This is a genomic window from Geodermatophilus sp. SYSU D00710, assembly GCF_054050195.1.
The window spans coordinates 29,544-48,412 of record NZ_JBJGYX010000008.1; the positions used below are offsets into that span (position 1 = coordinate 29,544).

Below are 18,869 nucleotides of genomic sequence, written 5' to 3' on the forward strand. Positions count from 1 at the left end.
TTCTTCTCGTCAGTGGCCGGTCAGACCCGGCGGCGCTTCTTCGGGCGGCAGCCGTTGTGCGGCTGCGGGGTCACGTCCTGGATCTGTCCGACCTCGAGGCCGGTCGCCTGCAGCGAGCGGATCGCCGTCTCGCGACCGGAGCCGGGGCCCTTCACGAAGACGTCGACCTTGCGCATGCCGTGCTCCTGGGCCTTGCGCGCGGCGTTCTCGGCGGCCATCTGGGCGGCGAACGGCGTCGACTTGCGCGAGCCCTTGAAGCCGACGTGGCCGGCCGAGGCCCAGCTGATCACGTTCCCGTTGGGGTCGGTGATGGACACGATCGTGTTGTTGAACGTGCTCTTGATGTGCGCGGCGCCGTGGGCGACGTTCTTCTTCTCCTTGCGGCGGACCTTCTTGGCCCCAGCCGCGGCGCGAGCCCTGGGAGGCATCTCTCTCCGGTTTCCTTCTGATCAGTGGCCAGGTAGAGCGCGTCGCGCGCCGCCGCTCCCGCCCTCACGGGTCGCTGCGACGGCGCGCGGACACACTTACTTCTTGCCGGCCTTCTTCTTGCCGGCGATGGTCTTGCGCGGGCCCTTGCTCGAGCGCGCGTTGGTGCGGGTGCGCTGACCGTGCACGGGCAGCCCACGACGGTGGCGCAGGCCCTGGTAGCAGCCGATCTCCACCTTGCGGCGGATGTCGGCGGCCACCTCGCGGCGCAGGTCACCCTCGACGCGGAAGTGCTCGTCGATGTAGTCGCGCAGCTTCAGCAGGTCCTCGTCGCCGAGGTCCCGGACGCGCAGGTCGGGGCTGACGCCCGTCGCGGCCAGGGTCTCCTTGGCGTGGGCCTTGCCGATGCCGTAGATGTAGGTGAGCGCGATCTCCATCCGCTTCTCGCGGGGCAGGTCGACGCCGGCCAGTCGTGCCATGTCTCAGGTACTCCCTCAGCCCTGCCGCTGCTTGTGGCGGGCGTTGTCGCAGATGACCATGACCCGGCCGTGCCGGCGGATCACCTTGCACTTGTCGCAGATCTTCTTCACCGACGGCTGGACCTTCACCGTTGCCGCCCCTCATTCCTGTCGATCGATGGCCGCCCGCGCGGCACCCTCGGGTGCCCCGCGCCGGCGGCGGTCACTTGTAGCGGTAGACGATGCGACCGCGGGTCAGGTCGTAGGGCGAGAGCTCCACGACGACGCGGTCCTCCGGCAGGATGCGGATGTAGTGCTGGCGCATCTTGCCGCTGATGTGGGCGAGCACCCGGTGCCCGTTCTGCAGCTCGACCCGGAACATCGCGTTGGGCAGCGGCTCGACGACGCGACCCTCGACCTCGATGGCCCCGTCCTTCTTCGCCATGCCCGACACGGCCTCCCTGACTCGGTGGTGCTGGTGGATGTGGTGCTGGAGTCGCGGACGACCACGCCGGAGCCCGGCGGTCGTACGCGGTGGTTGCAGTCCAGGTGGTGCAGGCGCTCCCGCGAGGGCGTCCCGCGCCGTGCGGCCACAGCACGACGACAGGACGGCGCGAACGCCGTCGTTCACTGTACCCCGCTGCGACGGGCCTCTCCAACCCGGCCTCTGTCACAACGGAACACCGCGGAGGACGTCCCTCAGGTGCGGGGGGTGATCCCGAAGGGGGCCAGCCCCGCGACGCCGCCGTCCTCCGCCGTCAGGACCCAGGGCCCCTCGGGGGTGATGGCGACGGTGTGCTCGAAGTGGGCGGCCCGGGAACCGTCCTTGGTGACCACGGTCCAGCCGTCCTCGAGCTCGACGGTGGCGGGGTCGCCCACCGTCACCATCGGCTCGATCGCCAGGGCGAGACCGGGCACCAACCGGGGGCCCCGACCGGGCCGGCCGTAGTTGAGGACGTGCGGGTCCTGGTGCATCTCCGTGCCGATCCCGTGGCCGCCGTAGTGGTCGACGATGCCGTAGGGGTGCGACTCCGCGGTGATGGCCTGCTCGACGGCGGCGCTGATGTCGGTGAGCCGGCCACCGGCGACCGCCCGGGCCAGGCCCGCCCACATGCTGCGCTCGGTGACGGCGATGAGGGCGGCGTCCTCGGCCGAGGGCGGGCCGACCGTGACGGTGACGGCCGAGTCGCCGTGCCAGCCGTCGAGGATGGCGCCGCAGTCGATCGAGATGTTGTCGCCCTCGGCGAGCACCCGCTGCGGGTCCGGGATGCCGTGCACGACCTCGTCGTTGATCGACGCGCAGATGCTGCCGGTGAAGCCGTGGTAGCCCAGGAACGACGGGACCGCCCCGGCCGACCGGATGGTGTCCTCGGCGATGGCGTCGAGCTCACCGGTCGTCACGCCGGGACGGACGGCGGCGCGCACGGCGCCGATCGCCTTCGCGACGACGAGGCCGGCGCCGCGCATCAGCTCGATCTCCTGCGGCGTCTTGATCTGGATCATGCGTCCACTCCACTTCGCCAACAGCGGGAGGCGGCTCAGGATCCCGGCCGACATGCGCGGCGCCGTCCCCTCAGCTGTCGTCTGACCGTCCGGGCTGCCCGAGGGCGGTCATCACGCGGTCGGTGACCTCCTCGATGGTGCCGATCGCGTCGATGCGCGACAGCAGCCCCTCGCCGTCGTAGAACCCCGAGAGCGGCGCGGTCTGTTCCCGGTAGACCTCCAGCCGGTGCCGGACGGTCTCGGGCCTGTCGTCGTCGCGCTGCACCCACTCGCCGTCGACGAGCATCCGCCGGCCGGAGAGCCGGCGGACGAGCTCCTCCTCCTCGACGACGAGTTCGAGGACGCGGTCGAGGTGGTGCCCCAGCTCGGCCAGCGAGCTGCGCAGCTGCTCGGCCTGGGCGATGGTGCGCGGGAACCCGTCGAGCAGGAAGCCGGCCTTGGCGTCGGGCTCGGCCAGCCGGTCCTTGACCATGGCGACGGTGATCTCGTCGGGGACCAGGTCGCCGGCGTCCATGTAGACCTTGGCCTTGCGGCCCAGCTCGGTCTGGCCGCTGACGTTGGCGCGGAAGATGTCGCCGGTCGAGATGGCCGGCACGCCGAGCCGTCCGGCGATGATCTGCGCCTGCGTCCCCTTGCCGGCTCCGGGGGGACCGAGCAGCACGACGCGCACTACTTCAGGAACCCTTCGTAGTTGCGCTGGTTGAGCTGGGTCTCGATCTGCTTCACCGTCTCCAAGCCCACTCCCACCATGATCAGCACTGCGGTCCCGCCGAACGGGAAGTTCTGGTTCGCTCCCTGCTGCGTGATCGACAGGAAGAAGTTGGGCAGCACCGCCACGATCCCGAGGTAGATCGACCCCGGCAGGGTGATCCGGGACAGCACGTACTGCAGGTACTCGGCCGTGGGCCGGCCGGGGCGGATGCCGGGGATGAAGCCGCCGTAGCGCTTCATGTCGTCGGCCCGCTCCTCGGGGTTGAACGTGATCGACACGTAGAAGTACGTGAAGAAGACGATCAGGCCGAAGTACAGCGCCACGTGCACCGGGCTGCTCTGGTCGATGACGTAGTTCTCGAAGAACTGCCGCACCGGCCCGGTCTCGTCGCCCTGCAGCTGGGTGATCAGCTGCGGCAGGTAGAGCAGCGACGAGGCGAAGATGACCGGGATGACGCCGGCCTGGTTGACCTTCAGCGGGAGGTAGGTCGACGTCCCGCCGTACATCCGGCGGCCGACCATGCGCTTGGCGTACTGGACCGGGATGCGCCGTTGCGCCTGCTCGACGTAGACGACCGCACCGATGATCAGCAGGGCGAAGGCGCAGACGACGGTGAAGACCACGCCGCCGCGGGTCTGCAGGATCGCGCCGCCCTCGGCCGGGATGCGGGCCGCGATCGAGGTGAAGATCAGCACGGACATGCCGTTGCCGATCCCCTTCTCGGTGAGCAGCTCGCCGAGCCACATGATGACGGCGGTGCCGGCGGTCAGCGTGATGACCAGGATGACCGTCGTCCAGATGCTCTGCGACGGGATGATCTCCTGCTGGCAGCCGGGGAACAGCTGGCCGCTGCGGGCCAGGGCGATGATGCCGGTGCTCTGCAGGACCGCGAGGGCGATCGTGAGGTAGCGGGTGTACTGGGTCAGCTTCTGCTGCCCCGACTGCCCTTCCTTCTTCAGCTGCTCGAAGCGCGGGATCACCACGACCAGCAGCTGCACGATGATGCTGGCGGTGATGTAGGGCATGATCCCCAGCGCGAAGATCGACAGCCGCAGCAGCGCCCCGCCGGAGAACAGGTTCACCAGCGAGTAGACGTCGCGCTGGTCGGAGGCCTGCGCCTGCTCGAGGCAGCTGTTGATCGCCTCCACCGAGACCCCGGGACCCGGGATCGCGGCCCCCAGCCGGTACACGGCGATGATCGCCAGGGAGAACAGCAACTTGCGCCGGAGGTCTGGCGTCCGGAACGCCGCGGCGAACGCCTGCAGCACGTGCCCTCCCCTTATCGGTCGGACGAGGTTAGCAACGACGGAGGACCTTCCCTGCCCCCACCACTCGCGGACGCGCGGCGGGGGCCCGGAGAGAGGCCGCAACCCGCCCGCCGGAGGGCGGACGGGCCGGGAACAGCAGACGACCCCCGGGGCTGGTGGTGCGGCCCCGGGGGTCGTCCGTCGCTCAGATGCGGGTGGTGCTGCCCCCGGCCGCGGCGATCTTCTCCGCCGCGGAGGCGGAGAAGGCGTGCGCGTGCACGGTGACCCGGACGCCGCCCAGGTCGCCGGTGCCGAGGACCTTCACCGGCTGGCCGCGGCGGACCGCGCCGGCGGTGGCGAGCGAGTCGGGGTCGACGTGCCCGCCCTCGGGGAACAGGGACGCGATCCGGTCGAGGTTGACGACCTGGAACACGACCTTGTTGCGGTTCTTGAAGCCGGACATCTTGGGCAGCCGCATGTGCAGCGGCGTCTGACCGCCCTCGAAGCGCGCGGAGGTGGTGCCGCGCGCGCCGGTGCCCTTGGTGCCGCGACCGGCCGTCTTGCCCTTGGAGCCCTCACCACGGCCGACTCGCGTCTTGGGGGTGTGGGCGCCCGGGGCCGGACGCAGGTGGTGGACCTTGAGAGTCATGATCAGTCCCTGCTCAGATCTCTTCGACGGTGACGAGGTGCGTCACCGTGGCGACCATCCCGCGGATCTCGGGACGGTCCTCCTGCACGACCGTGTCGTTGACCCGCTTGAGGCCCAGGGACCGCAGCGTCTGCCGCTGGTTGGGCTTCGTGCCGATCGCCGACCGGACCTGGGTGACCTTGAGCTGCGCCACGTCAGACCCCCTGACCCGCACGCGCCCGCAGCATGGCGGCCGGGGCGACGTCCTCGAGGGGCAGCCCGCGACGGGCGGCGATCTCCTCGGGCCGGACGAGGTCCTTCAGCGCCTGCATGGTGGCGTGCACGATGTTGATGGGGTTCGACGAGCCCAGGCTCTTGGAGAGCACGTCGTGGATCCCCGCGCACTCCAGCACGGCGCGCACCGGGCCACCGGCGATGACACCGGTACCGGGGCTGGCCGGCTTGAGCAGCACGACGCCGGCTGCCGCCTCACCCTGCACCGGGTGCGGGATGGTGCTGGCGATCCGCGGCACCTTGTAGAAGTGCTTCTTGGCCTCCTCGACGCCCTTGGCGATCGCCGCGGGCACCTCCTTGGCCTTGCCGTAGCCGACACCCACGGTGCCGTCGCCGTCGCCGACGATCACCAGCGCGGTGAAGCTGAAGCGCCGGCCGCCCTTGACGACCTTCGACACGCGGTTGATGGCCACCACGCGCTCGATGTAGTTGCTCTTCTCGGCAGGCGCGCCGCCGGGCCCCCGCCCGCCGTCACGACGGTCGCGGCGGTCGTTGCCGCCGCCGGCGCCGCCGCCGCGTCGCTGTGGTCCTGGCATCAGACGTCCCTCTCGATCTGCTCGTAGGCGGTGCTGCTCATCAGAAGTCCAGCCCGCCCTCTCGTGCGCCGTCGGCGAGCGCGGCGATACGGCCCTGGTAGCGGTTGCCACCGCGGTCGAAGACGACCCGGGTGATGCCCGCGGCCTGGGCGCGCTCGGCGACCAGGGTGCCGACCCGGCGGGCCAGGGCGGACTTGTCGCCCTCGGCGCCGCGCAGGCTGGCGTCCAGCGTCGAGGCGCTCACCAGGGTACGGCCGACGGTGTCGTCGACGACCTGCACGTGGATGTGCCGCGAGCTGCGGTTGACCACCAGGCGCGGGCGCTCGGCCGTGCCGGCGACCCGCTTGCGCAGCCGGTTGTGGCGGCGCAGCCGCGAGACGCGGCGGCGCGTGCTGATGTCGGTGCCGACGGGCGAGTGCACCCGAGCGGCCTTCTCGGTCTGTGCCATCACTTACCCGTCTTCCCGACCTTGCGCTTGACGACCTCGCCCTGGTAGCGGACGCCCTTGCCCTTGTACGGGTCCGGCCGGCGCAGCTTGCGGATGTTGGCGGCCACCTGGCCGACCTGCTGCTTGTCGATGCCGGTGACGCGCAGGCGCGTGGGCGACTCGACCGTGAAGGTGATGCCCTCCGGCGCCCGCACGGGCACCGGGTGGCTGAAGCCGAGGGCGAACTCGAGGTCGCTCCCCCGGGCCTGGACGCGGTACCCGACGCCGACGATCTCGAGGGTCTTGGTGTAGCCCTCGGTGACGCCGGTGATCATGTTGGCGATCAGCGTGCGGGACAGGCCGTGCAGGGCCTTGCTCTCGCGCTGGTCGTCGGGACGGCTCACCGCCAGGGTGCCGTCCTCGCCCTTGGCGACGGTGATCGGCGCGGCGACGGTGTGCGACAGGCTGCCCTTGGGGCCCTTGACGCTGACCGTCTGGCCGTCGATGGCGACGTCCACACCACCGGGCACCGGAATCGGCAGTCGTCCGATCCGTGACATCTCGCTCGCTCCTCTTACCAGACGTAGGCGAGGACTTCCCCGCCCACGCCCTTCTTGGTCGCCTGCCGGTCGGTCAGCAGCCCGGTCGAGGTGGAGATGATCGCCACCCCGAGGCCGCCGAGCACCTTGGGCAGGGCGTTCGACTTCGCGTAGACCCGCAGGCCCGGCTTGGACACCCGGCGCACCCCGGCGATGCTGCGCTCGCGGTTGGGGCCGAACTTCAGGTCGATCACCAGCTCCTTGCGGGTGGCGCCGTCCTTCTCGACCTCCTCGACGCGCCAGCCGGAGATGTAGCCCTCCTGCTGGAGGATCTCGGCGATGTGCGTCTTGAGCTTCGACGACGGCATGCGCGTCGAGTCGTGGTAGGCCGTGTTCGCGTTGCGCAGCCGCGTGAGCATGTCCGCGATCGGGTCGGTCATCGTCATGGGTGTCGTGCCTCTCTCGCCGCGGTTCCTCACGCGTCCTTCGCGTGGGCCTCTCGGCGAACGGTGGAGCTGGGGGTCGCCCCGCGCGGCCGGCGCGCGGGGCGGGTACTGCGGACTACCAGCTGGACTTGCTCACGCCCGGCAGCTCGCCGGCGTGCGCCATCTCCCGCAGGCAGATCCGGCACAGGCCGAACTTGCGGAAGACCGAGTGCGGACGACCGCACCGCTGGCAGCGGGTGTAACCGCGGACCGCGAACTTCGGCTTGCGGGCCGCCTTGTTGATCAGCGCCTTCTTGGCCATCTCGGTGTCTCCTCGGCCCGGCTCAGCGGATGGTGGTGACGACGGGCTGGCCGGCGAACGGGAAGCCCAGGAGGCGGAGCAGCTCGCGACCCTCCTCGTCGTTGGTCGCGGTGGTGACCAGCGTGATGTCCATGCCGCGCGGACGGTCGATCTTGTCGACGTCGATCTCGCGGAACATCGACTGCTCGGTCAGCCCGAACGTGTAGTTGCCGTGCCCGTCGAACTGCTGGGCGTTCAGGCCGCGGAAGTCACGGATGCGGGGCAGGGCCAGCGCCAGGAGCCGGTCGAGGAACTCCCACATGCGGTCACCGCGGAGGGTGACCTTGGCGCCGATGGGCATGCCCTCGCGCAGCTTGAACTGCGCGATGGACTTGCGGGCCCGGACGACGGCCGGACGCTGGCCGGTGATCGCGGTCAGGTCGCGCACCGCGCCGTCCATGAGCTTGGCGTCGCGGGTCGCCTCGCCGACGCCCATGTTGACGACGATCTTGGTGAGCCGCGGGATCTGCATGACGTTGTCGTAGCCGAACTCGTCCTGCAGGGCCGGCACGATCGACTCGCGGTAGTGCGCCAGCAGGCGCGGGAGCTCGCGGGTGGGTGCAGTCATCGTCAGAGGTCCTTACCCGTCCGCCGCGACACCCGGATGTTGCGGCCTTCCTCGTCCTTGCGGTGGCCGACCCGGGTCGGCTTGCCCTCGGAGTCGATCACCATCACGTTGCTGACGTGGATGGGAGCCTCCTGGGTGACGATCCCGCCCTGCTGCGCGCCCCGCTGGTTCGAGCTGATGCGGGTGTGCTTCTTGACGCGGCCGACGCCCTCGACGAGGACCTTCTGCAGCTTGGGGTAGGCGGCGATGACGCGGCCGCGCGCGCCCTTGTCCTTGCCGGACAGGACCACGACCGTGTCGCCCTTCTTGACCTTCATGGACGGCGTCCTCTTGTTCTCGGCCATCTTCTTGTCGGCCATGGTCAGAGCACCTCCGGGGCGAGCGAGATGATCCGCATGAAGCGCTTGTCGCGCAGCTCGCGGCCGACGGGGCCGAAGATGCGGGTACCGCGCGGGTCACCGCTGTCGCGGATGATCACGGCGGCGTTCTCGTCGAAGCGGATGTAGGAGCCGTCGGGACGACGGCGCTCCTTGGCGGTGCGGACCACGACGGCCTTGACGACGTCGCCGCGCTTGACGCCGGCACCCGGCAGCGCGTCCTTGACCGTCGCCACGATGACGTCACCGATGCCCGCGTAGCGTCGCCCGGAGCCGCCGAGCACCCGGATGCAGAGGATCTCCTTCGCACCGGTGTTGTCGGCGACCCGCAGTCGCGACTCCTGCTGGATCACGTCCTACTCCCAATCTCAGTGGTGACAGCCGGGCCGGAACGGTGAACCGGCTGTCCGGTTCCCACGTGCGGACGCACCGGCAGCGGAGGGCTGCCGGTGCGTCCGACACGGGTACCGGGATGCGGCGCTCACCCGGAGGGGCGCCAGTCGTCCAGGGTACCTGGTCCCCGGACGTCCCACGAGGGGCCGTCCGTCACAGGACCGGGACGCCCGGACCCCTTACTTGGCCTTCTCGACGACCTCGACCAGCCGCCACCGCTTGGTGGCCGACAGCGGCCGGGTCTCCATGATCTGCACGCGGTCGCCGATGCCGGCGACCCCCTGCTCGTCGTGGGCCTTCAGCTTGCTGGTCCGGCGGATGACCTTGCCGTAGAGGCCGTGCTTCACGCGGTCCTCGACCTCGACGACGATCGTCTTGTCCATCTTGTCGCTGACCACGAGGCCCTCGCGGACCTTGCGGTAGCCGCGGCCGGCCAGGCCGGGGCCGCTGGCGACAGCGGTGTTGTCGGGCTCGCTCATGCCACACCCTCGTTCGGGGCGGCCGAGAGACCGAGCTCGCGCTCGCGCATGATCGTGTAGATCCGGGCGATGTCGCGGCGGACGGTCTGCAGCCGCCGGTTGTTGTCCAGCTGGCCGGTGGCCACCTGGAACCTCAGGTTGAACAGCTCTTCCTTGTGCTCACGCAGCCGCGTGGCGAGCTCGTCGGCCGAGAGCTCGCGCAGCTCCGGGGCGGTCAGACCGGCAGCCATCACACCTCTCCTTCACGCGTGATGAAGCGGCACTTCATGGGCAGCTTGTGGATGGCGCGGCGCATGGCCTCGCGGGCGACCGGCTCGGCCACGCCGGAGAGCTCGAAGAGCACCCGGCCCGGCTTGACGTTGGCGACCCACCACTCGGGCGAGCCCTTGCCCGAGCCCATGCGGGTCTCGGCCGGCTTCTTGGTGAGCGGACGGTCCGGGTAGATCGAGATCCACACCTTGCCGCCACGGCGGATGTGCCGCGTCATGGCGATACGGGCGGACTCGATCTGCCGGTTGGTCACGTAGGCCGGCTCCAGGGCCTGGATGGCGTACTCGCCGAAGTTGATGGCGGTACCGCCCTTGGCCCGGCCGGAGCGGTCCGGGTGGTGCTGCTTGCGGTGCTTGACGCGCCGGGGGATCAGCACGTGTCAGCCCTCCGTCTGGGTGTCGGTCGCCGTCGTCTCGGCCGCCGCGGTGCCCTCGGGGCCGGCCGCCTGGGCGACGGTCTGCTCGGCCGCGACCTCGCCGGAGGTCACGGCCAGGGTGCTGTCGGCGGTGTCCGGGCCGGTGGGCGCGCCCGACGACTCGGCCGCGGCGCGGCCGGCCTCGGTGCCACCGGCGGTCGTGCCGCTCGAGCCCGACCGGCGGGGGCGCTGCGGCCGCTCACGGCGCTGCTGCCGGGCGGCGAGGGCCTCGAGGGCCTCCCGCTCGGCACGCGAGCCGCTGACGTCGCCCTTGTAGATCCACACCTTCACGCCGATGCGGCCGAAGGTGGTGCGGGCCTCGTACAGGCCGTAGTCGATGTTCGCGCGCAGGGTGTGCAGCGGCACGCGCCCCTCGCGGTAGAACTCCGACCGGCTCATCTCGGTGCCGCCGAGGCGCCCGGAGCACTGCACCCGGATGCCCTTGACCTGCGGGCTGCGCTGGGCCGACTGCATGGCTTTGCGCATGGCGCGGCGGAAGCTCACCCGGCTCGACAGCTGCTCGGCCACGGCCTGAGCCACCAGCTGCGCGTCGGCCTCGGGGTTCTTCACCTCGAGGATGTTGAGCTGCACCTGCTTGCCGGTCAGCTTCTCCAGCTCGCCACGGATGCGGTCGGCCTCCGCGCCGCGGCGGCCGATGACGATGCCCGGCCGGGCGGTGTGGATGTCGACGCGGACCCGGTCACGGGTGCGCTCGATCTCCACCTTGGAGATGCCGGCGCGCTCCATGCCCTTGGTCATGAGCTTGCGGATGGCCACGTCTTCCTTGACGTAGTCCTTGTAGAGCTTGTCGGCGTACCACCGGGACTTGTAGTCGGTGGTGATGCCCAGGCGGAACCCGTGCGGGTTGACCTTCTGACCCACTAGCGGGTCCCTCCCCTCGTGTTGGCGCGCTGCTGCGTGCCCTGCTGCCCGGTCTGCTGGACCGCGGGACCGGACTGGCCGGTGCGGCGGCGGGCGGTGCGGGACTTGCCGGCGAGCTCGGCGCTGGAGCCGACCTCGCTCACCTCGACGGTGATGTGGCTGGTCCGCTTGTTGATCCGGTAGGCCCGGCCCTGCGCCCGCGGACGGATCCGCTTGAGCGTGGGGCCCTCGTCGACGTAGGCGGCGCTGACGACGAGCGCGGCCGGGTCCAGCCGCAGGTTGTGCTCGGCGTTGGCGACGGCGCTGGCGACGACCTTGGCCACCGGCTCGCTGGCGGCCTGCGGGGCGAACCGCAGCAGCGCCAGGGCCTCGTCGGTCGGCAGGTAGCGGACCAGGTCCACCACCCGGCGTGCCTTCATGGGGGCGACGCGGACGAACCGGGCGGTGGCCCGGGCGACCTGCGTCTCCTCTCCCAGCTGGGAAGTCATCTCGTGTCTCTCTCTCCCGGGACCGTGCTCAGCCCCGCCGGGACCGGCGGTCGTCCTTGACGTGGCCCCGGAAGGTCCGGGTGGGGGCGAACTCGCCGAGCTTGTGCCCGACCATCGCCTCGGTCACGAACACCGGCACGTGCTTGCGCCCGTCGTGCACGGCGATGGTGTGGCCGAGCATGTCCGGGATGATCGTCGAGCGCCGCGACCAGGTCCGGATGACCGTCTTGGTGCCCTTCTCGTTCTGCGCGTCCACCTTCTTGAGCAGGTGGTCGTCGACGAACGGGCCCTTCTTCAGGCTGCGTGGCATGTCTGTCGGACTCCTCTACCCGCTCAGCGCTTCTTGTTGGTGCGGCGACGGCGCACGATCAGGGCGTCGCTGGCCTTGCGCTTGCGCGTGCGGCCCTCGGGCTTGCCCTTCGGGTTCACCGGGTGGCGACCACCGGAGGTCTTGCCCTCACCACCACCGTGCGGGTGGTCGACCGGGTTCATGGCGACACCGCGGACGGTCGGGCGCTTGCCCTTCCACCGCATGCGGCCGGCCTTGCCCCAGTTGATGTTCGACTGCTCGGCGTTGCCCACCTCGCCGACGGTCGCGCGGCAGCGCACGTCGACGTTGCGGATCTCACCCGACGGCATGCGCAGCTGGGCGAAACGACCCTCACGGGCCACCAGCTGGACGCTCGTGCCGGCCGAGCGGGCGATCTTGGCGCCGCCGCCCGGGCGCAGCTCGATGGCGTGCACCACCGTGCCGACCGGGATGTTGCGCAGCGGCAGGTTGTTGCCGGGCTTGATGTCGGCCGAGGGGCCGCACTCCACCGTGTCGCCCTGCTTGAGCCGCGCCGGCGCGATGATGTAGCGCTTCTCGCCGTCGGCGAAGTGCAGGAGCGCGATCCGCGAGGTGCGGTTCGGGTCGTACTCGATGTGCGCGACCTTGGCCGGCACGCCGTCCTTGTCCGCCCGGCGGAAGTCGATCAGGCGGTACGCGCGCTTGTGGCCGCCCCCCTGGTGGCGAGCGGTCACCTTCCCGTGGACGTTGCGCCCACCGCGGCCGTGCAGCGGCCGGACCAGCGACTTCTCGGGATGGTCGCGGGTGACCTCGGCGAAGTCGGCGACGCTGGAGCCGCGGCGGCCCGGCGTCGTCGGCTTGTACTTGCGGATAGCCATTGCTGACTCGGTTCCTCTGTCTCTGGTCCGAACGATCCGGGCGCTCAGGCGCCGGGACCACCGAAGATCTCGATGCGGTCACCGGGGGCGACCGAGACGATGGCGCGCTTGGTGTCCTTGCGCTTGCCCATCCGGGTGCCCCGGCTGCGCTTGCGCTTGCCCTGGCGGTTGATCGTGTTGACGGACAGGACCTTCACGTTGAAGACCTGCTCGACGGCGATCTTGATCTGCGTCTTGTTGGCCTCGGGGAGCACCACGAACGTGTACTGGTTCTCGTCCAGCAGCCCGTAGCTCTTCTCCGAGATCACCGGCGACAGCAGGACGTCCCGGGGGTCGCGGACGCTCACTTGGTCTCCTCGGTGGTGTCGGTGCCGGCGTCCTCGTCGGCGTCGTCGGCGGCGACGTCCAGGTCGGTGGTGCCCTGGGCCGGCTGGACGGACGGGATGGCACCGGGGATGTCCGGCGTCGTCAGGTCGGGCTTGGTCAGCGAGGTGGTGCGGGCACCACCGTGCGGACCGGCCACGAACTCGGCGAGCGCGGTCTCGGTGAAGACCACCTCGTCGCTGACCAGGACGTCGTAGGTGTTGAGCTGGCCGGCCTCGATCAGGTGCACGCGCGGCTCGTTGCGCAGGCTCACCCAGTTGAGGACGTCGTCGCGGTCGAGGACCACCAGCACGCGCTTGGCGCTGGTGACGGCGTCGAGGGTGGCCAGCGCCGCCTTGGTCTTCGGCGCGTCGCCGTCGACGAAGGTGGTGACGACGTGCACGCGGCCCTCGCGCGCCCGGTCGGAGAGGGCACCGCGGAGGGCGGCCGCCTTCATCTTCTTGGGCGTGCGCTGCGAGTAGTCGCGGGGCTGCGGGCCGTGGACGGTGCCACCGCCGGTGAACTGCGGGGCCCGGATCGAGCCCTGCCGGGCGCGGCCGGTGCCCTTCTGGCGGTAGGGCTTGACGCCACCGCCGCGGACGGCGCCGCGGGTCTTGGTCGCGTGCGTGCCCTGGCGGGCGGCGGCCAGCTGGGCCACCACGACCTGGTGCAGCAGCGAGACGTTGGTCGCCGTGTCGAACAGGTCGCCGGGCAGCGTCACGCTGCCGGAGGTCTCCCCGGCCGGCGTGCGGACGTCGACCTGGCGGTCGGCGCGCGCGGCCTCGGTCGCGGTCGAGCGGGTCACTGGTTGTCACTCCCCACGGGCCCGCCCTTGACGGCCGAGCGGACGAGCACGAGGCCGCCCTTCGGGCCGGGGACGGCGCCCTTGATCAGGATCAGGCCGCGCTCGGCGTCGACCTTGTGGACGACGAGCGAGAGCGTCGTGGTCTTGACCGCGCCCATGCGGCCGGCCATGCGCAGGCCCTTGAAGACACGGCCCGGGGTCGAGGCGCCGCCGATGGAGCCCGGCGACCGGTGCTTGCGCTGGGTGCCGTGCGCGGCACCCAGGCCCCGGAAGCCGTGACGCTTCATGACACCGGCGGTGCCCTTGCCCTTACTCGTGCCGATGACGTCGACCTTGGCCACGCCCTCGAACACCTCGGCGGTCAGCTCCTGGCCGACCGTGTACTCGGAGGCGTCCTCCGTGCGCAGCTCCACCAGGTGGCGGCGCGGGGTGACGCCGGCCTTGGCGAAGTGGCCACCCTCGGGCTTGTTCACCTTGCGGGGGTCGATCTCGCCGAAGCCGAGCTGGACGGCCGAGTAGCCGTCGACCTCGGGGGTGCGCACCTGCGTCACCACGTTCGGGCCCGCCTTGACGACGGTCACCGGCACGATGCGGTTGTTCTCGTCGAAGACCTGGGTCATCCCCAGCTTCTCGCCGAGGAGCCCGCGGAACGTACTCGCCATGACTGGTCTCGGTCCCTTACTGGATGTTCACGTCGACCGAGGCCGGCAGGTCGATGCGCATGAGCGCGTCGACCGTCTTCGGCGTCGGGTCGAGGATGTCGATGAGCCGCTTGTGCGTGCGCATCTCGAAGTGCTCCCGCGAGTCCTTGTACTTGTGCGGCGAGCGGATGACGCAGTACACGTTCTTCTCCGTCGGCAGCGGCACCGGGCCGACGACGCGCGCTCCGGTCTTCGTGACCGTGTCCACGATGCGCCGCGCCGAGGCGTCGATCGCCTCGTGGTCGTAGGCCTTCAGCCTGATGCGGATCTTCTGTCCCGCCATCGCTGTCTCTCGCTCCTGCCGATCGCTGTTCTGCTTGCTGGGGAACGCCGGGTGCGTCCGGAACTCATCCGGTCTGGCCCCAGCGGGGAGGGTGGCGGTGCACACAGGCGGGCCGCGCACCCGGGGACGGGCGGCGGCGCGGTCCCGCGCCGCCGCCCGTCGGGGGTGTTACTTGACGATCTTGGTGACGCGACCGGCGCCGACGGTGCGGCCACCCTCACGGATGGCGAACCGCAGGCCCTCCTCCATGGCGATCGGCTGGATCAGCTCGACCGTCATCTCGGTGTTGTCGCCCGGCATGACCATCTCGGTGCCGGCCGGCAGGGTCACGACGCCGGTGACGTCGGTCGTCCGGAAGTAGAACTGCGGACGGTAGTTATTGAAGAACGGCGTGTGACGGCCACCCTCGTCCTTCGAGAGGATGTAGACCGAACCCTCGAAGTTGGTGTGCGGGGTGATCGAGCCGGGCTTCACGACGACCTGGCCGCGCTCCACGTCCTCGCGCTTGATGCCGCGCAGCAGCAGACCGACGTTGTCGCCGGCCTGGCCCTGGTCGAGCAGCTTGCGGAACATCTCGACGCCGGTGACGGTGGTCTTGGTCGACGACGGACGGATGCCGACGATCTCGACCTCCTCCGACACCTTGACGATGCCGCGCTCCACGCGACCGGTGACGACGGTGCCGCGACCGGTGATGGTGAAGACGTCCTCGACCGGCATGAGGAACGGCTTGTCGATCTCACGCTGCGGCTCGGGGATAGCCGTGTCGACGGCGTCCATGAGCTCCATGAGCTTGTTGCCCCACTCGGCGTCGCCCTCGAGCGCCTTGAGCGCCGAGACGCGGACCACGGGGACGTCGTCGCCCGGGAACTCGTACTCGCTGAGCAGCTCGCGGACCTCCAGCTCGACGAGCTCGAGGATCTCCTCGTCGTCGACCATGTCGGCCTTGTTCAGCGCCACGACGATGTAGGGGACGCCGACCTGGCGGGCCAGGAGGACGTGCTCCTTGGTCTGCGGCATCGGGCCGTCGGTCGCGGCGACCACCAGGATGGCGCCGTCCATCTGCGCCGCACCGGTGATCATGTTCTTGATGTAGTCGGCGTGCCCGGGGCAGTCGACGTGCGCGTAGTGACGGTTCTCCGTCTGGTACTCGACGTGGGCGATCGAGATCGTGATGCCGCGGGCCTTCTCCTCGGGCGCCTTGTCGATCTGGTCGAAGGCCGACGCCTCGTTGAGGTCCGGGTACTTGTCGTGCAGGACCTTGGTGATCGCCGCGGTCAGCGTGGTCTTGCCGTGGTCGATGTGCCCGATGGTGCCGATGTTGACGTGCGGCTTGGTCCGCTCGAACTTGGCCTTGGCCACTGGGTTCCTCTCCTCGTGGTGTCGCAGTCGTGCTGACGCTGGGGTGGGCTTGCAGGGGGCCGGGCGGGGACGTACCCCGCCCGGCGGTCACTCGCCGGTGGCCTTGGCGATGATCTCCTTGGCCACGTTCTGCGGGACCTCGGCGTACGAGTCGAACACCATGGTGTAGCTCGCCCGCCCCTGGGTGCGGCTGCGCAGGTCGCCCACGTAGCCGAACATCTCCGAGAGCGGGACCAGGGCCCGGACGACGCGGGCGCCGGAGCGCTCCTCCATCGCCTGGATGAGCCCGCGCCGGGAGTTCAGGTCGCCGATGACGTCACCCATGTAGTCCTCGGGCGTGACGACCTCGACGGCCATCATCGGCTCGAGCAGCGCAGGGCTGGCCTTGCGCGCGGCCTCCTTGAAGACCATCGAGCCGGCGATCTTGAAGGCCATCTCCGAGGAGTCGACCTCGTGGTACTGGCCGTCGACGAGGGTCGCCTTGACGCCCACCATCGGGTAGCCGGCGAGGATGCCGTACTGCATGGCGTCCTGCATGCCCTGGTCGACCGAGGGGATGTACTCCCTCGGGATGCGACCACCGGTGACGGCGTTGACGAACTCGTAGGTCGGGCCGTCGCCGCTGACCTCGAGCGGCTCGATGCTCACCTGCACCTTGGCGAACTGGCCGGATCCACCGGTCTGCTTCTTGTGGGTGTAGTCGACCTTCTCGACCGCCTTGCGGATGGTCTCGCGGTAGGCCACCTGCGGCTTGCCGACGTTGGCCTCGACCCGGAACTCGCGACGCATGCGGTCGACGAGGATCTCCAGGTGCAGCTCGCCCATGCCGGAGATGACCGTCTGGCCGGTCTCCTCGTCGAGCTTGACCTGGAAGGTCGGGTCCTCCTCGGCCAGCTTCTGGATGGCCGTGCCGAGCTTCTCCTGGTCGCCCTTGGTCTTCGGCTCGATGGCGACCGAGATGACCGGGGCCGGGAAGGTCATCGACTCGAGGATCACCGGGTTCTGCGGGTCGCAGAGGGTGTCACCCGTGGTCGTCTGCTTCAGGCCGACGACGGCGACGATCTGACCGGCGCCCACGCCCTCGCGCTCCTCGCGCTTGTTCGCGTGCATCTGGTAGATCTTGCCGATCCGCTCCTTGCGGTCCTTGGTGCTGTTGAGCACCGGGGACCCGGAGGAGAGCCGGCCCGAGTAGACCCGGACGTAGGTCAGCTTGCCGAGGTGCTGGTCGGTCTGGATCTTGAAGGCCAGGGCCGAGAACGGCTCGTCCTCGTCGGCGTGCCGCAGGACCTCGGTCTCGCCGTCCATGGCGGTGCCGACGATCGCCTCGACGTCCAGCGGGCTGGGCAGGTAGTCGGTGACCGCGTCGAGCAGGGGCTGCACGCCCTTGTTCTTGAACGCCGTGCCGGTGAGCACCGGGTTGATCTGCGCGGAGATGGTCGCCTTGCGGATCGCGGCCTTCAGCATCTCGACGGAGATCTCCTCGCCACCGAGGTAGGCCTCCATGAGGTCGTCGTTGGTCTCGGCGACGGTCTCGAGCAGCTTCTCGCGGTACTCGGCGGCCTGCTCGGCGAGCTCGGCCGGGATCTCCTCGACGGCGTAGTCCTCACCCATGGCGGTCTCGCCGCGCCAGGTGAGGGCGCGCATCTGCACCAGGTCGACGACACCGATGAAGTCGGCCTCGGCGCCGATGGGCAGCTGCAGCACCGCGGGGTTGGCGCCGAGCCGCTCGACCATCATGTCGACGCAGCGGAAGAAGTCCGCGCCGGTCCGGTCGAGCTTGTTGACGAAGCACATGCGCGGGACGCCGTACTTCTCGGCCTGCCGCCAGACCTGCTCGGTCTGCGGCTCCACGCCGGCGACACCGTCGTACACGGCCACCGCACCGTCGAGCACGCGCAGGGACCGCTCCACCTCGACGGTGAAGTCGACGTGCCCCGGGGTGTCGATGATGTTGATGTCGTAGCCGTTCCAGGAGCACTTCGTCGCGGCCGACGTGATGGTGATGCCGCGCTCCTGCTCCTGCTCCATCCAGTCCATCGTGGCCGCGCCGTCGTGGACCTCACCGATCTTGTAGTTGATACCGGTGTAGAAGAGGATGCGCTCGGTCGTCGTGGTCTTGCCCGCGTCGATGTGCGCCATGATCCCGATGTTGCGGGTCTTGGCGAGCTGGGCCTTGGTGTCGGCCATTCCTCACTCCTCTTGATCTGGGTCCGCGTGCGGTGTCCGGGGGTGGCCCGGCGTTCCCGCCGGCGGGTGCTGGTGGACGGGTGTGTCACCAGCGGGGTGCGACTACCAGCGGTAGTGCGCGAAGGCCTTGTTCGACTCGGCCATCTTGTGGGTGTCCTCGCGGCGCTTGACCGCGGCACCGAGGCCGTTGCTGGCGTCGAGCAGCTCGTTCATGAGGCGCTCGGTCATGGTCTTCTCGCGCCGGGCGCGGCTGTACTGGATCAGCCAGCGCAGGCCCAGGGTGGTGCTGCGGGAGGCGCGGACCTCGACCGGGACCTGGTAGGTCGCGCCACCGACGCGGCGGCTGCGGACCTCGAGGGCGGGCTTGACGTTGTCCAGCGCGCGCTTGAGCGTGACCACCGGGTCGGTGTCGGTCTTGGCGCGGCAGCCCTCGAGGGCGCCGTAGACGATCGACTCGGCGACCGAGCGCTTGCCGTCGACCAGGACCTTGTTCACCAGCTGGGTGACCAACGGCGACTGGTAGACCGGGTCGGCGGTCAGCGGACGGCGCGGCGCGGGGCCCTTGCGCGGCAT

The 18,869-nt window shown here is 70.2% G+C and carries 31 protein-coding genes; all 31 read right to left on the bottom strand.

The window, feature by feature from the left end; genetic code table 11:
- Positions 1-20: 20 nt before the first annotated feature.
- The gene (rpsK, locus tag ACI78U_RS05485; RefSeq protein WP_014377968.1) at positions 21-428 is read right to left on the bottom strand and encodes a 30S ribosomal protein S11; all 408 of its coding nucleotides are present in this window, start codon (positions 426-428) and stop codon (positions 21-23) included.
- Positions 429-524: 96 nt separating this feature from the next.
- Positions 525-905 (bottom strand): 30S ribosomal protein S13, encoded by a 381-nt coding sequence (gene rpsM / locus ACI78U_RS05490; protein ID WP_456874288.1) that lies wholly within the window; start codon positions 903-905, stop codon positions 525-527.
- Positions 906-920: 15 nt separating this feature from the next.
- Positions 921-1,034, bottom strand: coding sequence for a 50S ribosomal protein L36 (gene rpmJ / locus ACI78U_RS05495; RefSeq protein WP_012950458.1), 114 nt, complete (start codon positions 1,032-1,034; stop codon positions 921-923).
- A gap of 73 nt (positions 1,035-1,107) precedes the next feature.
- Positions 1,108-1,329, bottom strand: a complete 222-nt coding sequence (gene infA, locus ACI78U_RS05500; protein WP_012950459.1) for a translation initiation factor IF-1 — start codon at positions 1,327-1,329, stop codon at positions 1,108-1,110.
- Positions 1,330-1,583: 254 nt separating this feature from the next.
- Positions 1,584-2,387 (bottom strand): type I methionyl aminopeptidase, encoded by an 804-nt coding sequence (gene map, locus ACI78U_RS05505; RefSeq protein WP_456874289.1) that lies wholly within the window; start codon positions 2,385-2,387, stop codon positions 1,584-1,586.
- Positions 2,388-2,457: 70 nt separating this feature from the next.
- Positions 2,458-3,048 carry an adenylate kinase gene (locus ACI78U_RS05510; RefSeq protein ID WP_456874290.1) on the bottom strand — a complete coding sequence of 197 codons (591 nt, stop codon included), beginning with the start codon at positions 3,046-3,048 and terminating at the stop codon, positions 2,458-2,460.
- An 8-nt stretch (positions 3,049-3,056) separates the two neighbouring features.
- Entirely contained in the window at positions 3,057-4,367 is a 1,311-nt protein-coding gene (gene secY, locus ACI78U_RS05515; protein WP_456874291.1) for a preprotein translocase subunit SecY, read from the bottom strand.
- A 184-nt stretch (positions 4,368-4,551) separates the two neighbouring features.
- Positions 4,552-4,995, bottom strand: coding sequence for a 50S ribosomal protein L15 (gene rplO / locus ACI78U_RS05520; protein ID WP_456874292.1), 444 nt, complete (start codon positions 4,993-4,995; stop codon positions 4,552-4,554).
- 13 nt (positions 4,996-5,008) lie between these two features.
- The gene (gene rpmD / locus ACI78U_RS05525; protein WP_456874293.1) at positions 5,009-5,188 is read right to left on the bottom strand and encodes a 50S ribosomal protein L30; all 180 of its coding nucleotides are present in this window, start codon (positions 5,186-5,188) and stop codon (positions 5,009-5,011) included.
- Position 5,189: 1 nt separating this feature from the next.
- Positions 5,190-5,804, bottom strand: a complete 615-nt coding sequence (gene rpsE, locus ACI78U_RS05530; protein ID WP_026857030.1) for a 30S ribosomal protein S5 — start codon at positions 5,802-5,804, stop codon at positions 5,190-5,192.
- A gap of 40 nt (positions 5,805-5,844) precedes the next feature.
- Positions 5,845-6,252 carry a 50S ribosomal protein L18 gene (gene rplR, locus ACI78U_RS05535; protein WP_456874294.1) on the bottom strand — a complete coding sequence of 136 codons (408 nt, stop codon included), beginning with the start codon at positions 6,250-6,252 and terminating at the stop codon, positions 5,845-5,847.
- Positions 6,252-6,791 carry a 50S ribosomal protein L6 gene (gene rplF / locus ACI78U_RS05540; RefSeq protein WP_456874295.1) on the bottom strand — a complete coding sequence of 180 codons (540 nt, stop codon included), beginning with the start codon at positions 6,789-6,791 and terminating at the stop codon, positions 6,252-6,254. The genes rplR and rplF overlap by 1 nt, the downstream gene beginning before the upstream one ends.
- Positions 6,792-6,805: 14 nt before the next feature.
- The gene (rpsH, locus tag ACI78U_RS05545; protein ID WP_456874296.1) at positions 6,806-7,210 is read right to left on the bottom strand and encodes a 30S ribosomal protein S8; all 405 of its coding nucleotides are present in this window, start codon (positions 7,208-7,210) and stop codon (positions 6,806-6,808) included.
- A gap of 121 nt (positions 7,211-7,331) precedes the next feature.
- On the bottom strand, positions 7,332-7,517 hold the full coding sequence (locus ACI78U_RS05550) for a type Z 30S ribosomal protein S14 (RefSeq protein ID WP_012950469.1): 186 nt from the start codon (positions 7,515-7,517) through the stop codon (positions 7,332-7,334).
- A 22-nt stretch (positions 7,518-7,539) separates the two neighbouring features.
- Positions 7,540-8,124 (bottom strand): 50S ribosomal protein L5, encoded by a 585-nt coding sequence (gene rplE, locus ACI78U_RS05555; RefSeq protein WP_456874297.1) that lies wholly within the window; start codon positions 8,122-8,124, stop codon positions 7,540-7,542.
- Positions 8,125-8,126: 2 nt separating this feature from the next.
- Positions 8,127-8,483, bottom strand: coding sequence for a 50S ribosomal protein L24 (rplX, locus tag ACI78U_RS05560; RefSeq protein ID WP_456874298.1), 357 nt, complete (start codon positions 8,481-8,483; stop codon positions 8,127-8,129).
- Between the two features lie 2 nt (positions 8,484-8,485).
- Complete coding sequence (gene rplN / locus ACI78U_RS05565) at positions 8,486-8,854, bottom strand: 50S ribosomal protein L14 (protein WP_072919076.1); 369 nt, start codon at positions 8,852-8,854, stop codon at positions 8,486-8,488.
- A 219-nt stretch (positions 8,855-9,073) separates the two neighbouring features.
- Positions 9,074-9,373, bottom strand: coding sequence for a 30S ribosomal protein S17 (rpsQ, locus tag ACI78U_RS05570; protein WP_089402113.1), 300 nt, complete (start codon positions 9,371-9,373; stop codon positions 9,074-9,076).
- Entirely contained in the window at positions 9,370-9,603 is a 234-nt protein-coding gene (gene rpmC, locus ACI78U_RS05575; RefSeq protein WP_073421354.1) for a 50S ribosomal protein L29, read from the bottom strand. Before rpmC ends, rpsQ begins: the two co-directional genes overlap by 4 nt.
- The gene (gene rplP, locus ACI78U_RS05580; RefSeq protein ID WP_456874299.1) at positions 9,603-10,019 is read right to left on the bottom strand and encodes a 50S ribosomal protein L16; all 417 of its coding nucleotides are present in this window, start codon (positions 10,017-10,019) and stop codon (positions 9,603-9,605) included. The genes rpmC and rplP overlap by 1 nt, the downstream gene beginning before the upstream one ends.
- A 3-nt stretch (positions 10,020-10,022) precedes the next feature.
- Positions 10,023-10,940 carry a 30S ribosomal protein S3 gene (gene rpsC, locus ACI78U_RS05585; RefSeq protein WP_456874300.1) on the bottom strand — a complete coding sequence of 306 codons (918 nt, stop codon included), beginning with the start codon at positions 10,938-10,940 and terminating at the stop codon, positions 10,023-10,025.
- A complete protein-coding gene (gene rplV / locus ACI78U_RS05590) occupies positions 10,940-11,428 on the bottom strand; it encodes a 50S ribosomal protein L22 (RefSeq protein ID WP_456874301.1) in 489 nt (162 codons plus the stop codon). The genes rpsC and rplV overlap by 1 nt, the downstream gene beginning before the upstream one ends.
- A 28-nt stretch (positions 11,429-11,456) precedes the next feature.
- Complete coding sequence (rpsS, locus tag ACI78U_RS05595; RefSeq protein WP_089402109.1) at positions 11,457-11,738, bottom strand: 30S ribosomal protein S19; 282 nt, start codon at positions 11,736-11,738, stop codon at positions 11,457-11,459.
- A gap of 23 nt (positions 11,739-11,761) precedes the next feature.
- Positions 11,762-12,595: a 50S ribosomal protein L2 gene (rplB, locus tag ACI78U_RS05600; protein ID WP_089402108.1), complete on the bottom strand. Its 834-nt coding sequence runs from the start codon at positions 12,593-12,595 to the stop codon at positions 11,762-11,764.
- Positions 12,596-12,639: 44 nt separating this feature from the next.
- Entirely contained in the window at positions 12,640-12,942 is a 303-nt protein-coding gene (rplW, locus tag ACI78U_RS05605) for a 50S ribosomal protein L23 (RefSeq protein WP_456874302.1), read from the bottom strand.
- Positions 12,939-13,763: a 50S ribosomal protein L4 gene (gene rplD / locus ACI78U_RS05610; RefSeq protein ID WP_456874303.1), complete on the bottom strand. Its 825-nt coding sequence runs from the start codon at positions 13,761-13,763 to the stop codon at positions 12,939-12,941. The genes rplW and rplD overlap by 4 nt, the downstream gene beginning before the upstream one ends.
- Positions 13,760-14,425 (bottom strand): 50S ribosomal protein L3, encoded by a 666-nt coding sequence (rplC, locus tag ACI78U_RS05615; protein WP_456874304.1) that lies wholly within the window; start codon positions 14,423-14,425, stop codon positions 13,760-13,762. Before rplC ends, rplD begins: the two co-directional genes overlap by 4 nt.
- Before the next feature lie 16 nt (positions 14,426-14,441).
- Positions 14,442-14,747, bottom strand: a complete 306-nt coding sequence (gene rpsJ / locus ACI78U_RS05620; RefSeq protein WP_014742859.1) for a 30S ribosomal protein S10 — start codon at positions 14,745-14,747, stop codon at positions 14,442-14,444.
- A gap of 168 nt (positions 14,748-14,915) precedes the next feature.
- Entirely contained in the window at positions 14,916-16,109 is a 1,194-nt protein-coding gene (gene tuf, locus ACI78U_RS05625; RefSeq protein WP_456874305.1) for an elongation factor Tu, read from the bottom strand.
- An 87-nt stretch (positions 16,110-16,196) separates the two neighbouring features.
- Positions 16,197-18,296 carry an elongation factor G gene (fusA, locus tag ACI78U_RS05630; protein WP_456874306.1) on the bottom strand — a complete coding sequence of 700 codons (2,100 nt, stop codon included), beginning with the start codon at positions 18,294-18,296 and terminating at the stop codon, positions 16,197-16,199.
- A gap of 102 nt (positions 18,297-18,398) precedes the next feature.
- Positions 18,399-18,869, bottom strand: a complete 471-nt coding sequence (gene rpsG, locus ACI78U_RS05635) for a 30S ribosomal protein S7 (RefSeq protein WP_456874307.1) — start codon at positions 18,867-18,869, stop codon at positions 18,399-18,401.